10 protein-coding genes are annotated in these 15,622 nt (G+C 49.0%); 8 read left to right on the forward strand and 2 right to left on the reverse strand.

Going from position 1 to position 15,622, the window contains the following annotated elements; genetic code table 11:
- Nucleotides 1-45 precede the first annotated feature (45 nt).
- Nucleotides 46-894: a stalk domain-containing protein gene (locus tag ACE3MZ_RS00860; protein WP_411344679.1), complete on the reverse strand. Its 849-nt coding sequence runs from the start codon at nt 892-894 to the stop codon at nt 46-48.
- 351 nt (nt 895-1,245) lie between these two features.
- On the opposite strand from ACE3MZ_RS00860, the gene ACE3MZ_RS00865 reads away from it, so the two are divergent.
- The 4 genes from ACE3MZ_RS00865 to ACE3MZ_RS00880 all read left to right on the forward strand — a co-directional run bounded on the left by ACE3MZ_RS00865 (nt 1,246) and on the right by ACE3MZ_RS00880 (nt 5,278).
- The gene (locus ACE3MZ_RS00865) at nt 1,246-1,947 is read left to right on the forward strand and encodes a PspA/IM30 family protein (RefSeq protein ID WP_411344680.1); all 702 of its coding nucleotides are present in this window, start codon (nt 1,246-1,248) and stop codon (nt 1,945-1,947) included.
- 122 nt (nt 1,948-2,069) lie between these two features.
- Complete coding sequence (locus ACE3MZ_RS00870; protein ID WP_411344681.1) at nt 2,070-3,101, forward strand: TFIIB-type zinc ribbon-containing protein; 1,032 nt, start codon at nt 2,070-2,072, stop codon at nt 3,099-3,101.
- On the forward strand, nt 3,098-4,099 hold the full coding sequence (locus ACE3MZ_RS00875) for a TPM domain-containing protein (RefSeq protein WP_411344682.1): 1,002 nt from the start codon (nt 3,098-3,100) through the stop codon (nt 4,097-4,099). Before ACE3MZ_RS00870 ends, ACE3MZ_RS00875 begins: the two co-directional genes overlap by 4 nt.
- A 63-nt stretch (nt 4,100-4,162) precedes the next feature.
- On the forward strand, nt 4,163-5,278 hold the full coding sequence (locus ACE3MZ_RS00880) for an SPFH domain-containing protein (protein ID WP_411344683.1): 1,116 nt from the start codon (nt 4,163-4,165) through the stop codon (nt 5,276-5,278).
- Nucleotides 5,279-5,550: 272 nt separating this feature from the next.
- On the opposite strand, the gene ACE3MZ_RS00885 is transcribed toward ACE3MZ_RS00880, so the two are convergent.
- On the reverse strand, nt 5,551-7,053 hold the full coding sequence (locus ACE3MZ_RS00885) for a PucR family transcriptional regulator (protein WP_411344684.1): 1,503 nt from the start codon (nt 7,051-7,053) through the stop codon (nt 5,551-5,553).
- 278 nt (nt 7,054-7,331) lie between these two features.
- Here ACE3MZ_RS00885 and ACE3MZ_RS00890 point away from each other — a divergent pair, with 278 nt between their 5' ends.
- The 4 genes from ACE3MZ_RS00890 (at nt 7,332) to ACE3MZ_RS00905 (ending at nt 15,615) form a co-directional block, all read left to right on the forward strand.
- The gene (locus ACE3MZ_RS00890; protein ID WP_411344685.1) at nt 7,332-8,348 is read left to right on the forward strand and encodes a zinc-dependent alcohol dehydrogenase; all 1,017 of its coding nucleotides are present in this window, start codon (nt 7,332-7,334) and stop codon (nt 8,346-8,348) included.
- Between the two features lie 361 nt (nt 8,349-8,709).
- Nucleotides 8,710-9,747, forward strand: a complete 1,038-nt coding sequence (locus ACE3MZ_RS00895; protein WP_411344686.1) for a YheC/YheD family protein — start codon at nt 8,710-8,712, stop codon at nt 9,745-9,747.
- Between the two features lie 120 nt (nt 9,748-9,867).
- Nucleotides 9,868-12,252 (forward strand): polyprenyl synthetase family protein, encoded by a 2,385-nt coding sequence (locus ACE3MZ_RS00900; protein WP_411344687.1) that lies wholly within the window; start codon nt 9,868-9,870, stop codon nt 12,250-12,252.
- A 468-nt stretch (nt 12,253-12,720) separates the two neighbouring features.
- Complete coding sequence (locus tag ACE3MZ_RS00905; protein ID WP_411344688.1) at nt 12,721-15,615, forward strand: glycoside hydrolase family 3 C-terminal domain-containing protein; 2,895 nt, start codon at nt 12,721-12,723, stop codon at nt 15,613-15,615.
- The last annotated feature ends 7 nt before the right edge of the window (nt 15,616-15,622 follow it).

The following is a 15,622-nucleotide window of genomic DNA, read 5'->3' on the forward strand; positions in this document are numbered from 1 at the left end:
TTGAATATGGTAACTACATCACGTATACAATATAGCGCTACGTCCTCATTCCACGGCTACCCCCATATTCATAATACTTCTCTCAGAAAAGCTAACACGATCTACTTTCCATACGTTCCCATTTCGTATAAAGGTAGCGCTACGATCCGTAACTCCATGAGTATCTCCTAATAGATCTGGTCCATAGATGGCGAGAGACTGGGTGATCTCGGCTTTATTTTGATTAATATACGTAACTGTCGTGATTGGAGGACTGTACGGACGTGTTTTGGCAAAACCAGCATCTGGTAGAGTCGAGTTGATAAATGCATTGGTAAAGTACGATCGATAGGTGGCGGCATCTCTTTTGATTGAGGTGCGATCTGCGATTTCTTTTAACTTATCCGAAAGAACGGTCAAGCGAGCTACGGTCAGTTGTGCATCGGCAGATACTGTTACTTGAGGTTGCTGCACATGTACGATAATCTGCTTGCCGTCCTTGGTAATGGTTGCCTGTTTGGTTTGTTCGTTCCAAGAGATAGAGGCTTGAATGTATTGACTCATAAAACGCAGAGGTACATACATCGTGCCATTGCGAATTTGCGCCGGAGCATCCAGATCAATGAAAGTGAATACGTACGGAACGTCGACGCCTGGTGTATGCGTGACTGTACGGTTAAAATTCGCTGGCATATACGTTTTGTTCTTTCCTTGTGTTAACAGCACTGTTTTCATATCTGCAATCCACGTTACTGGAACGCCAAAGGATTGCGATACGGCGCGCATCGGGATGAAGACGCGATGATTCAGCAATTGACCATTATCAATCACTTCCGATTTCGCAGCTTGCGCAGTGAGTGAACAAGGCATAGCGAATAGTAAAAGGAATGCCAGACTCAGGATCAGCTTTTTCACGAAATACCCTCCTGTTAGTAAAATGATGAGATAGAGTGTTACCATAATTGCCTTACATACTTGCATGAATGATAACCAAGCTGTTCATACAAACAGATCGTTACACAAATTGGATATGTATACCAACCAGCTCATGGCAGTGGATGCATAGTACAACCTATCTATGTTAACGTTGATTTCCTTATTTTGGTTGCTGTTCCTTTACTATTTTCACATGGGAAAAGAGCAGACCGCACGTCCATGATCCAGTATCTTCATTTCCATCCACAAATCCATCCACAAAAAATGAAACCCCATCCCCACGATTCGGGTACAATATTACATATACCTTGCCGAAAGGAGATGACGGATATGAGTATGTGGAGTCGATTCAGAGACGTAATGAAAGCCAATCTGCACAGCATGCTGGAGCGGTCGGATGATCCCGAGCGTACTGCCAGACAATACATGCAGCAGTTAACCAGTGATATCGGACAGGTAAAGGCGGAGACAGCCGCCGTGTTAGCGGAGGAAAGTCGCAGTAAACGCGCATGGGACGAGAGCAGCGGCGAGATTGCCAAATTGCAGCGCTATGCTGAGAAGTCCGTCCAAAACGGCGATCAGGAGGGCGCGCTTCGTTTTCTGGAAAAGAAAGCCCAGCTGGCGCCAAAGCATAGCGAGCTACAAGCCGCTCACGAACGGGCAGCTGCCAAAGCAGATGTCATGAAGCAGATGCAAATCAAGCTGACCAGCGATCTGGACACACTACAAACTCGGTATGCCGATATCCAGAACAAGCTGCATGAAGCGCAAACGCTACAGCAAAGCAACTCCAACCATACGTACAGTAGCGCCAACAATGCGCTACATGATATGCAGCAAAAGGCAAATCAAGCACTCAACGAAGCGGAAGCACTCGCCGAAGTACGTGGAGGCGCTCAGCCGGAGGAAGATCTGGATGTGTTAATCGCCCGACTGGAGCAGCAAATGAACGCACAACCTGACCATACCGGCACATCTGACTCTACACCGCAGGAAGAATTAGCCGCGATTCAGCAACAATACAAAGGCTAGACCCTATCTGTTGTATTTTGCGATACGACAAACTAACACGCAGGTATTCAGTACTATGATGCAGGTATGTAGTATGATGCAACCTGTACAGTCCAGCATTTCAAACCGAGGTGAATCCATTCATGCCCGTTATTGATTACAAATGTCCCAACTGCGGCAGTAGCATGATGTTCGACAGTACAACTGGCATGCTATCCTGTCCAAGCTGCGGCAGGCAGGACAATATCGAACAGCTGCCCGATCCATTGAAAAAAGTCGTCTTTACCGATGACGAAGTGAAGGAATACCATTGTCCGAACTGCGGTGCCGATCTGGTGACTGAGCCGGAGACAAGTGCGACGACGTGCAGCTTTTGCGGTTCGCCAGTTGTGCTCAGTGAACGGTTGGGCGGTCAATTGGCACCAGTGAGTGTCCTTCCATTTTCCATTAGCAAGCAGCAGGCGGAGCAGGCATTCAAAAAATGGTGCCGCAACGGACTGCTCACCCCGGCTGGCTTCATGTCTGCCGACCGCATCAAAAGCATTACCGGCATGTATGTGCCATTCTGGTTATATGAGTTACATAACATTGCGGAGGCGCGCGGGCATGCGACCCGTGTACGCAGTTATACGCAGGGCGATTACCATTACACGGAAACCCAACATTACGAATTTTACCGCCGCATGCGGCTGCACTACGTCAATCTGCCCGTCGATGCTTCCGAGAAAATGAACGACCAGCTTATGGACAAGCTAGAGCCATTTCCATATGCACAGCTCAAAGATTTCAAAACGCCGTATCTGGCAGGGTATATCGCTGAAAAATACAATTACGACGACAACGATCTACTACCGCGTGCCAAGGATAAAACGATCCCGTATATTGATTCATCCATCGCGTCAACGGTCACTGGCTATTCTAGTGTGAGTTATACCGATCGGCAGGTGGATACGAATGTGCAACGCGCGGATTATGTGCTGTTGCCGGTATGGATGGTGAATTACGATTTTGACCATAAAGAATATTTGTTTGCGATGAATGGGCAGACTGGTAAAGTGGTCGGCAAACCGCCGCTTAGTAAAGGCAAGATGTTTGCTTGGTTTGCGGGGATTAGCGCCGTTTCGCTGGTATGTCTGAAGACTGTCTCTTGGGCGCTGGGAGGTGGATTCTTTTGACGTATGATTCGAATAAAGAGAGAGAGACGAGACTATATGCTTCGAGTAATGATAGACCAAGCAGCAACGAAAACGGTGATTCGGATCGTAATGATTGTGTACAAATTCATGCAGATCATGCAGATGAGGCAGCACAACATTGTCATCCTAGTGGTCATATAGATGGGCAACGTGATGGTTACGGCGTTGGCAAGTTGTTCGTTACTCTGCTGGTACTCATCACATTGCTGTGTGCTAGTGCAGGAACACTGTTGCCGACGCTGAGTTATGCTGCCAGTACGAGTGAAACGATTACAGGCACTAAGACGCTAGTTTACGATGATGCAAACTTGCTGACGACGCAGCAAAAGCAGGAGATTACCGAGATGGCGAATCAATATGGTGCGCTGCGGCAGACCGATTTTGTCGTGTATACGACAAACAATGATAGCAATCTGGATGTGGTGAAGCTGACGGAAGATTTGTACGACAACAAAGCGTTCGGCTATAACCAAAAGTATGGTAGCGCCGCGATTCTAACACTGGATATGCGCAATCGAGATATTTATCTGGCTGGTTTTGGTGAAGCGGAGCAATTGTTGGATGATTCACGTTTAGATAAAATTCGCGATTATATCACCTCGGATCTCAGCAGCGGCAATTATACGACCGCCTTTGAAAAATATATTCAGCGCTCGTACGAATATATGGGCTATCGTGCAGGAGTGAATCCCGACAATTGGCTGTTCAAATTCTGGTTCCAAGCTGCATTGGCGATTCTCGTCGGTGTCATTATTGTCTGGATAATGGCATATCGTTCCGGTGGGCGGGTGACGGTGGATCGCGCGACGTACGAAGACGCCAGTGCATCGTCGCTGCTGGATCATTATGACCGGTATATCAACACGACAGTTACCAAGCAGAAAATCGAAAAAAGTAGTAGCAGCAGTGGTGGCGGAGGCGGCGGTGGAACGAGCAGCGGCGGTCATTCGCACAGCGGGAGCCGCGGTTCCTTTTAGCATATTGGTGTTAGCAATCGGCAAGAGAGAATATATATCTGAATGACAGGGAGGATACTGAATATGGGATTTTTCAAAAATCAATTTGCCAATGTGGTGGAATGGGAAGAATTTAGAGATGATATGATCTTCTGGAAATGGAGCAACCGCGAGATCAAGAAGGGCAGTAAGCTCATTATTCGTTCAGGGCAGGATGCTATCTTTTTGAACAATGGCAAGATTGAAGGGATCTTTGAGGACGAAGGTTCGTTTAACGTGGAATCGGATATTATTCCATTTCTATCGACGCTGAAAGGGTTCAAGTTTGGCTTTAACAGCGGGATGCGCGTGGAAGTACTGTTCGTGAATACGAAGGAATTTACCGTGCGCTGGGGGACACAAAGTCCGATTCTGATCCCGGCACCACAGCTGCCGGGCGGGATGCCGATTCGTGCGAACGGGACGTTTAATTTTAAAGTAAGCGATTATGTATCGCTGATCGACAAGGTGGCAGGTATTAAGCAAAGCTATCTGGTCGAAGATGTGAAAATTCGTATTACGTCCGTGCTGGATCAGCTGCTGATGAAATGGATCGTGCGTGAAGGCAAGGACATGTTCAATCTGCAAGCAAATGCGTTCGATATTGCCAACGGGATTCGTGAGGATCTGGATATGCAAATGATGCAGCTGGGTATCGGCATTACGGGCTTCCAAGTGATGAGCTTCAACTATCCGCAGGAAATTCAGGATATGATCACGAAGACCGCTTCACATGAAATGATCGGCAACATGCAAAAATACCAGCAGGTCAGCATGACGGACGGTATCGCCTCGGGAAAAGTACAGGGTGGCGGTACAGCATCTGATATGGCGGGTATGATGATGGGTATGAACATGGCGAACGAAATGATGAAGAATATCAATCAGCAGAATGGTCAGAATAATGGCGGGCAAAATAATGCACAGAATGCCAGTGGCAACAACAGTGGCAGCAATCCGGCAAATGGGCAGAATGCCAATACGCAAAATGGCGGTAATGCCAACACTGGCGGTGGTCAGAACAATGGTGCAGAGGGCAACGCAGACACTAGTTCTGCACCAACAGGCTCCAGCGGTACAAAGCCGAATTTCTGTCCGAACTGTGGAGCGAAGAACGAAGGAGCGAATTTCTGCTCGAATTGTGGGTATAAGCTGGCATAAGGATTTTGAGACGATGTTGCTTCCTCACTTCGTATACAGTTTCAGTACGAATACAGAGAAGGAATACAGAAACATGGACAAAGAAAGATCAGCTTTACTACGGATGAGTTGTAGCAGTCGTACTATATCATACGTATGATTGTACGATGTAAGATTGAATTCAACCGCTGACAAGGGTATTACCTTCCTGTCAGCGGTTTTTTGTATGTTACAGCACCATACAATATACATGGATCATTCCGAACTTGATGACAACACGAAGAAATAGCGCATTACTTCAATAACCGCAAGCACAGCTCCACCCGAAACCGCTCATCCACATCACTCAGATCACTTCCCAGCAGTGACACGAGCCGCTCCTTCCGCGATAAAAATGAATTGCGCGAAATAAACAACCGTGATGCCGTCCGCGAATCATTGCGTCCTTCTTCCAACCAAATGTGCAGCGTCTCCACATAATCCACCGCAGACTGCTCATCATAATCGAGCAATCTTACCAACCCCGGCGGAAACAACAGGGACGGTGGCAGTTCACCCACACAATGATGCAGCACATACTCCTGCCAGCAATCTGCAAATGTACGCACCCGCGATACCTCTGGATTTACAAAATGAATAACTGCTTTCGCTTCCGCAAAATAGTCTTTGACGCTCACTAATGCAGCAAAGCTGTCGCTTGCCCCAGCAAGACAATCCATGTTGAGTAGCCATCTGTGAACCCAATCGTAAAAGTCCCGATCTTTACGCGCAAACCGAGTATCGTTGATCAGCCCGACAATCTGCTGGTCGTGCACAATCGCAATCGACGCGGGAATCTCCATCTGGAAACGATTGCGGATGTAGCGGCTCAAGTTGGTCAACGACTGCTGCGGCAATTGAATGACGATGCAGCGGAATTGATCGCCCGGCTGGGTATCTAGCGCTTCCGTTAATCGCTGTAAATGCTCCTCTGGCACAGGCAATCCATCCAGCAGTGATTGCAGTACATTTCCAAAAAACTTACCGCCCGTTTGCGATGGACGTAGCAGCATTGTTTTCACGTAGTCGGACAACAGTTCTAACAACTGCACATCATGCTCCTGTAACGGCTGACCGACGGGCTGCATGCTGAGAATACCGAGGTGAATCTGTCCATCGGTAATATGAATATAGTGCAGCTCAGAACTGGAACCGATATGGCGGGCATGCTGCGGGTCAAACGCATACCGATTACCAGATACACGCCGGATCGCCATTTTCAATCCATCCAGCGTATTGTCATCTGAAAAGACTCCGAGAATAGAATGATCGTCGCTAACTCGTTGCCCTTCATTAGAGGACGCCAAAATATGAATATTCTCATCGCTGACTGTCAGCAAGTGTCCCAGCACTGGCGAGCTAACGTCCAATAGCTCCTGAAGCGAACGGTTTCCATCCGATACAATCTGTCGTAGCGTATCCACCCATTGCTGATACATGACGAAAATAGCCTGTACCCGATTCAGCACAGTTGCGACAGATATGGCAGATTGAATCACGATCGTACCGGGCGCTATTGAGTTCTGCTCGTGGATGCCTGTTTCACAGCAGCAAACGAAAATTCCTTGCACCTCATCTGCTTGTGTCGATATCTCCTGTGTAGCATGCACGATATACACTTGATCTGACTGCAATCTCATCTCGGAATCATACAATAATGGAGGTTGTAACGGAAGATTAGCCTGAGATGGATCGCTGCAACTGAGTTTCCATGTTTTGGATAGCTGAGTGGTTAACATGTGAAAGGTTGGACGCATGAGGGATTCATCCTTCTTTTGAATATTTTCTATATCTTAACAGGTAGACCTACAATGTTGTAGGTCAGAGCAGAATAATAACTACAATTGCGACTATTACGGGAGATGGTCGGATTTTCTTATACTACATATAAGCAGTACAGATCACAGCGATACGCATCATGATAGACACGTAAAAAAGTAATATGATCTGCGATTGCTGATTCCGTAGGTAGTAGTTTGCAACACGTATTAGCTTCTATACATGATAACGAAATATAGATAAAGGAGAGATTGTGATGAAAGCAGCAATTTATTATGGTCAAAACGATATTCGAGTGGAGGCGCGTCCTGTTCCAACGGTAGGAGCGTCAGATGTGCTAGTACGTAATCTGCGTGGTGGCATTTGCGGAACAGATATTAACATTGTGAAAGTAGGCGGCGGAGACAAAGGCATTAGTCTTGGCGCGGAATTTGGACATGAGATGATGGGCGAAGTAGTCGAGATTGGGGAACATGTTGCCAGCGATATTCAGCTTGGCATGCGAGTCGGTATCAACCCAATTACCGCCAAAAAGGCAGGGCGCTTCAAATCACTGGAATGCTCCGGCTTCTCGGAATATGTGCTGGTGGAGGACGCGGTGCTGGATTACAATCTGTATGCGTTCGAAGCAGACGTATCGCCAGAAGCTGCGGTGCTGATGGAGCCGATGAGTGTTGGTCGTCACGGTGCCTTCAGCGTGGAACCGAAGCCGGACGAGCATATCGTCGTACTGGGCGCGGGACCGATCGGTTTGGCTGCTGCCGCCAGTCTGATCGCCGAAGGGATGCGTCATGTTTGTGTTGTCGATATCGATGACTGGCGTCTGAGTAAAGCGGCGGAATTGGGCGCGTTAACCGTCAATTCAGCACAAATCGATCTGGCGGAAGGATTAGCAGCCCATTTTGGCACATTACATGTGTACGGACAGGACGTACCGAATGTAGACGCATTTGTAGATGCAGCAGGTGCGCCGGTATTGTTCGACGCGGTGGCGAAGATTCTCAAGCCTCATGCTCGCATCGCGATCATCGCTGTCTATAAAAATGAAGTGCCAGTTAGCTTGCTGCAAGTGATGTCTAAAGAAGTGAAAATCATCGGAGCGAGCGGCTATACGCATGATGATATTGTAAAAGTGGTGGAGCATATCAGCCAGCAGAAAACGCCAATCCAATCCATCGTTACACAGGTGTACAAGCTGGATCAGATTCAGGAAGCATTTGAGACAGCGATTGCTGCCAAAGGAACGATCAAGGTAGTTGTTGATTTGACCTGATTATTATCTTGCGATTGCACATAAGCATTTGAAATAAATTCATGTAACAAAGTATTGAGACGTTTACAGATATTGAGTTTGCAGAATACGGTGCGAATGGTGAAAAAGGTTGTTTGTTATGGGAAGGCATCCCTTCTCGATGCAGCGGTTAAGATAGGGCTGGATCAAACAGGCAACTTTTTTCGCTGTTTATCTTTTTCTGTTCACCTTTTGCTGTTCCTCTGTCATATCATGATGTATAGCTATAGCCAATGGTCTGAGAAAATTCCTGCATGCGAACTGTTGCATTGAGTACAATACAGATAAAGAACGATACCGCACAACATGTTTTACACGATGACAAGACAGGAGGCAGCAGAAGATGAGCCATAGACCGTTGATTGGTATGATGCTGGGCTGGAAGGTGAAACCGGATCTGATGCGAGCTTGTACATTGTCGGCAGCGTATTACGGTGCTGATCTGTACTATTTTTATACATGGGATGTTAGAGAAGACAGCATTATCGGTATGCAATTGATCGATAATCAGTGGGTACAAGGAGAATTTCGTTATCCTGATGTAATCTACGACAACACCCGTCGGCGGGGACATGAACGATATGAGGAAGCGTACCGCAAGCTAGATGGCATCCCGATGGGACATATGCTCAAAGGGCGTGGCTTTGGGAAAACGAAAATCTATAATCTGATCCGTCATGATGAAGGATTGAAAAAGAATCTGATTCCATTCATGACGATGAAAGAACCGGAAAAGGTCATGGGTTTTATCGAAAAGCATAAGCGTGTCATTTTGAAGCCGGATGGCGGGTATATGGGACGTAATGCGCTGACGGTTCAGCTGACAGACGACGGAATTGAGGTATTTGATCAGGAGCAGCTGCATGTATGTAGCCGCGAGCAGATGCTACAGGTGATTGAGACGCTGATCCCGAAGAAATTCTGTGCACAAAAGCTGATCCGCAGCGAAACGTCGCATGGATATCCGTTTCATATTCGAGTGCATCTGTCCAAAAACGGTCAAAATGAATGGGTCGTGGCGTTCAAATCGGTCACGCTCTCTCTACGTCCGCATATTAAGATCACGAACAGCGATTCGACGTATCGCGGAACAAGCACATGGGCGGATTTCCTGCTGCATCGGTTTGGCGAAAAGGTCGATGGCAAGATGGACAACCAGTTGAGCGATTATGGTCTGGAGTTGGCGGCATATTTGGAAGAAGCTATTGGCGGCGGCTTTCACGAGCTAGGCTTGGATATCGGTGTAGATAAAAAGAAGCGCATCTGGCTGTTTGAAGCGGGGTTGGGTCTGCCGCGCTCGCCGTATTACCAGATGCAGCTGTCGGTTCCGGCGATGGCGCACTGTATGTATTTGTATAAGCAAGCGCAAACATCAAAATGAAATAGATGAACACATAACAATGGAACATCTTCTTGTCCATTATTCCGTAACCCCGCCGTTCTTTCTCCGTATTACTCTGTACTTATGACAAATAACGAACAGGATTTGAGGGAAAGCCTTATGAATCAACTATTCAACAATCGGGCGGAAGACGGGTATTCGGCGGCGGAACGGAAGGCGGCAGCGTATTTTGCAGAGCTGCGTCAGCAGTTGGAGAGTGAGCAGTATGCGCAAGGGCTGATGACTGATTTTGGTCAATGGCAAAAAAGGCACATTTCGCTGTCTTCTCGGCTGTCGCGCTGGCTGCCAGTCAAGCAAAAGCCTGATATGCGGGATTATCATGTATATATGCAGTGGCTGAATATGACGGGTAAGATGGACGGTTATTTGCAGCGCAGTGTGGCGTATATTTATATGCGTGATCTGGGGCGGGCGCTGCATACCCCGCATACGCAAACACGGGTGCAGGAAGTCGCAACCAGTCTGAAAAAGCGCCTGCTCACCTCGACGCAGAATAGAACGGATCATGTGCCGGAGTTTATGAGTCTGGATGGTGTATATCGCTGGGCGCAGCGCGAAGGCGTAGAAACAGCGATGATCTGGGTGATGAACAAGCTCCAGCAGGTGACCGCCCATATTCCAGAGGGCATGAATGCCGAGCAGGCACAGCGTAAATTGATCAAAATCATCGTCGGTGTTGTCCTACACGCAGTAGAGGAAATGGACGATGCTGTATCGCAAAGCGAGCGTTCGCGTCGACTGGATGAAGCGATGCGTCTGGGATATTCGTACGGGCTGACGTATCCATTTATCGACGATATTCTGGATTCCGATCTGCTTACCTCAGGCGAAAAGGAGCAATATTCGCGCCTGATCCGCCGTGCATTAGTAACCGGATCGGTGCCAAGATTGGGCGATTGGTCGGGCAGCCAGCCGGACTTGATCCGCTATATTCACAGTGAATTACGCGAAGCATTTGAATATATCAAAGGTCGTCAGCAGCCGCATGTTCAGAGTGTATTTTTTGAGCAGGCATATGTGTTTTTTCAGGCGCAGGATGTGGATCGGACACGCAGTCTGGCGAATGCGGAATACAGTAACGAGGAGTTGTATGTGCCCGTCATTCTGAAATCGGCATGCTCACGGCTGGTGGCGCGCTCGATTATCGGGGCGGATGAGGACGAAGGGTTTGATCAGCGTACGTTTTGCTATGGTATATACAATCAGCTGGCGGATGATTTTGCAGATATGTTTGACGATCTGGAGCGCGGAGCGGTGACGCCGTATACGTATTATGTAACATACGGACAGAAGCGAGACGATCTGATCAATCCGTTTGAACTGTATTGGGCAGTCATTCATTATCTGATTCACGATGTGTATCGTTCCGATGAAGCTACACGCGAAGTCATTCTGGATCGGGCGATCAACGGCTTGAAGCGGGCGCATGTACGGCTAGGTGCGGCGAGGTATGGTGAACTGATGGATCTGCTGACTGCTGGCATTCCGCAATTGAACATAATCATTCAGCGTATGGTGCGAGACGCAGAGGATGTGGATTTTCTCGACAAATTATTGCGTGACCAGATGTTAATCCATCTGCGACAAGATCGGGAACAGCAGGTACAGTTTGAATCTACAGTGCGACAGGTACGGAAGCAGATTAATGATCAGCTGCCCATCGCAACCCGGGAAGGCATCTTGCCGATGAATGAGCTATTAATCAGTGCTGCCAATTACAGTCTGGAAGGCTCCGGTAAAAGGCTGCGCCCGGTTCTGGCGTGGGTGATGGGCGTGCAGTATTACGGGCTGGATGCGCAGGCGGTGCTGCCGCTACTGCGTTCGCTGGAATATATGCACACCGCGTCCCTGATCTTCGACGATCTGCCTTCGCAGGACAACGCACCATCGCGACGCGGACGGGCAACATTGCATGAAGTACACGACAGTGCGACAGCCGAGCTGAGTGGTCTGTTCCTGATTCAGAAAAGTATCCGCGAACAAGCGTCGATGACCGGATTTCCCGCACATACCGTGTTGCAGCTGATGGACTATTCGGCGCAAAAGGCGGAAGAGCTATGTACCGGACAGGCGATGGATCTACATTCCCGTGGACAGGCGTTGACGTTGAAGCAGCTGAACGATATTTGCTTTTACAAAACAGGTGCGGCGTTTGAAGCCTCGCTGGTGATGCCAGCGATTCTGGCACAGGCGGAGCAGCAGGAGATCCAGACGCTGCAACAATTCGCGTATCACGCGGGTATTGCTTTTCAGATCAAGGACGATCTGCTGGATTTGCAGGGTGATACGGTACAGCTGGGCAAGCCAGTCGGGCAGGATGAGAGTAACAATAACTCGACCTTCGTATCCATTCTCGGTGAGGACGGGGCGCGGCGAGAGATGTGGAATCATTATTGCGACGCACTGGAAACGCTACGGGAGATGCCGAAGGCAGTGCCGTTTCTGAAGCATCTGCTGGACTATATCGTACATCGGGATCGGTAATGAGCGGCAGGATGTGGATGTGCAGAGTCGTCACGATGATCATAGATTGCGATAATATCAACGGAATCATAGATGATCCGTACAATGATTTTTGTATTTTACATTATGAGACAGCCCTGATTGTTTTGGCATACAAGGTGAGTACATCGGTTGATGTGCAACACTCGTATGCTGGAAGTTAAGGGCTGTTTTCTTTGTATCATATGGCGTAGAAATAACAGGATGTTGATCATGAATTTGTGATTTCTTGGCATATCTATTGGTGTATACAGATGGTGTAATGCATGTAGTTGACAGCGCACTTCAAATGGTGGAGTATGGAAGAGACGAATGCGCTCAAGCTAGTAATAGCAAGATGTGTATCGTCCAAAAAGCCCGTATGTTGCGGGTTGAAATAGCCGAAATAGTTGAAATGACAGAGTCTTATTCATTTACATATTGGGATTCAGCGAACAGGAGGAATAGAACATGACACAATCGCAAATTGGTGTACCGTTAGAAGGCTTTGCCGAATTTAGCCGAAAGGTTGCTGCTGAAGGTGCGGTATTGCTGAAAAATGAGAATCATATATTACCACTGTCGAAAAATGAAAGCGTTTCGATTTTTGGGCGGGTGCAGGTGAATTATTATCGAAGCGGAACAGGATCGGGTGGTAGCGTGCATGTGGCGTATACAACCAATCTGCTGGACGGGCTGCGCAGCAAGGGCAATATCTCGGTCAATGAGCAGCTAGCACAGGTGTATGAAAATTGGATTCAGGAGCATCCGTTTGACAATGGCGGCGGTGGTTGGGCAGCCGAGCCATGGCATCAGCAGGAGATGCCGCTGAACAGCGAGCTGGTGGCGGAAGCGAGACGTCAATCGGACAAGGCGGTTGTCGTCATTGGACGCACGGCGGGTGAGGATAAGGATAATGCAGACGAGCCGGGTAGTTACCGTTTGACAGCTGACGAATTGGATATGCTGAAGCAGGTGACGGCGCATTTTGACAAGGTAGCGGTTGTGCTGAATGTGTCCAATATCGTCGATATGAGCTGGGTGGATGACCCGGAGCATGTGCATCGCATCGGAGCCGTGATCTACGCATGGCACGGCGGGATGGAAGGCGGGAATGCGATTGCCGATGTGCTTGCTGGCGATGTAACGCCGGGCGGTAAATTGACGGATACGATCGCCTATTCCATCGATGATTATCCGTCCACTTCCAACTACGGGCATGAGACGAAAAGTGTGTATGCTGAGGATATTTATGTGGGCTACCGGTATTTCGAGACCTTTTGCCCAGAGAAGGTGCAGTATGCGTTCGGATATGGCATCTCGTATACGACATTTGCGCTGGAAGCAGGCGAAGCGTCGGTTGTGAACCGTGATGGGCAGGAGCAGGTGGAGCTATCTGTAACCGTGACGAATACTGGTTCAGACTACGCTGGCAAAGAGGTCGTGCAGCTATATGTCGAAGCGCCGCAGGGAAAATTGGGTCAACCCGCACGTTCACTGGCAGGCTTTGGCAAAACGAAATTGCTACAACCTGGCGAATCGCAGACGCTGACATTATCGGTTCCGGTCAGCCGACTGGCTTCCTACGACGATGCCGGAGTGACTGGTCATACACATGCGTATGTGCTAGAGCCGGGAACGTATTTGTTCCATGTCGGTACGAGTGTGAAGGAAACGACGGCGGTATCGTTTGCAGGTGATTCTGCTCAGGCAGGGCAAGATGCAGTGGCGACAGGCAGTAGTGAAAACGGCAGTACAACATTGCTCAATGGACAGGTAGCAGGTGTCGCTGACGCAGCAACCGCTGGCTTGTATATCGCTGAACTGCGTGTGGTGGAGCAATGGGAAGAAGCGATGGCGCCGGTAGAAGTATTTGACCGGATCAAGCCGGGGGCACGCAAGCCGGACGGTTCGTACGAGCTATCGTCTGAGCCAGTGCCAACGCGTCAGATTGTGCTGGCGGATCGGATTCAGAGTCGTTTGCCACAGCCACTAGCGCAGACTGGGAATCAAGGCTATACGCTGCAAGATGTGGGCAAAGGCAATGTGTCGCTAGAACAATTCGTCGCTCAGTTGGAAAATGAAGACCTTGCTGCGCTTGTACGTGCGGAAGGCATGAGTAGCCCGCTCGCAACACCGGGTACGGCATCGGCGTTTGGCGGCGTGAGTGACCGTCTGCTCGGATACGGTATTCCAGTCGCTTGTACGGCGGATGGTCCGTCCGGTATTCGTATGGACAGCGGAGACAAGTCGACACAAGTATCGATCGGTACACTGCTGGCAGCGACATGGGATGTAGAGCTAGTACAGGAATTGTATGTGCTGGAAGGCAAGGAGATGCTGCGCAACCATATTGATGCGCTACTCGGACCGGGACTGAATATTCGCCGTAGCCCACTGAATGGGCGGAATTTTGAATACTTTTCCGAAGATCCGTATATCTCAGGTGTGTTCGCAGCGGCATGTGTACGCGGAATTATGGACGGCGGCTCCAATGCGACGCTCAAGCACTTTGCGTGTAACAATCAGGAGCAGCACCGTAGTAAAGTGAATGCGGTCGTATCAGAACGTGCACTGCGCCAGATATATTTAAAAGGTTTTGAGATTGCTGTACGCGAAGGCGGCGCCAACTCGGTCATGACCTCCTATAATCCGATCAACGGTCACTGGGCGGCTTCCAACTATGATCTGAATACGACGCTGCTGCGCAAGGAATGGGGCTTCAAGGGCATCGTGATGACGGACTGGTGGGCAATTATGAACGACTGTGCCAACGGCGGTGAAGCAGATCGCAAATATACAAACTGGATGGTACGTGCGCAAAACGATCTGTATATGGTTGTTGCCAACTATGGAGCAGAGACGAATGTATGGAATGACAATACGATGGAATCGCTGGCAAACGGGACACTGACTGTTGGCGAATTGCAGCGCTGTGCGGTGAATATTTGCGACTTTATTTTGAACGCACCGGTGTTTGCACGCGGGGAGCTGTTGAAGGAGCAAACGCAGTCCTTTACAGCAGTTGCGGGCGCAGGCAGTGAGCATGGACAGGCGGTGACCGCAGGAGATGACGTGCAGATTCCCGTGCAGGCAGACGGCGTTACCGTGATCCAAGTGCCAGAAGCTGGCGAGTACCGTCTGTTTATCCATCTGATGTCTGAAGGCAACGAACTGGCGCAAAGTGCCACCAATCTGCTATTCAACGGACAGCTGGTCACTACGGCACAGACGAACGGAACGGAAGGACGCTGGCTGCGTCAGAAGCTGGTGAAGGTGCAGCTGGAGCAGGGCGTATACGAGCTGACGCTAGAGTTTGTGAAGCCGGGGATGCAGGTGGAATGGATGGAACTGAAAAAGGTGTAAAGTAGTT

This window comes from Paenibacillus sp. WLX1005 (genome assembly GCF_046603685.1).
Lineage (GTDB): Bacteria > Bacillota > Bacilli > Paenibacillales > Paenibacillaceae > Saccharibacillus.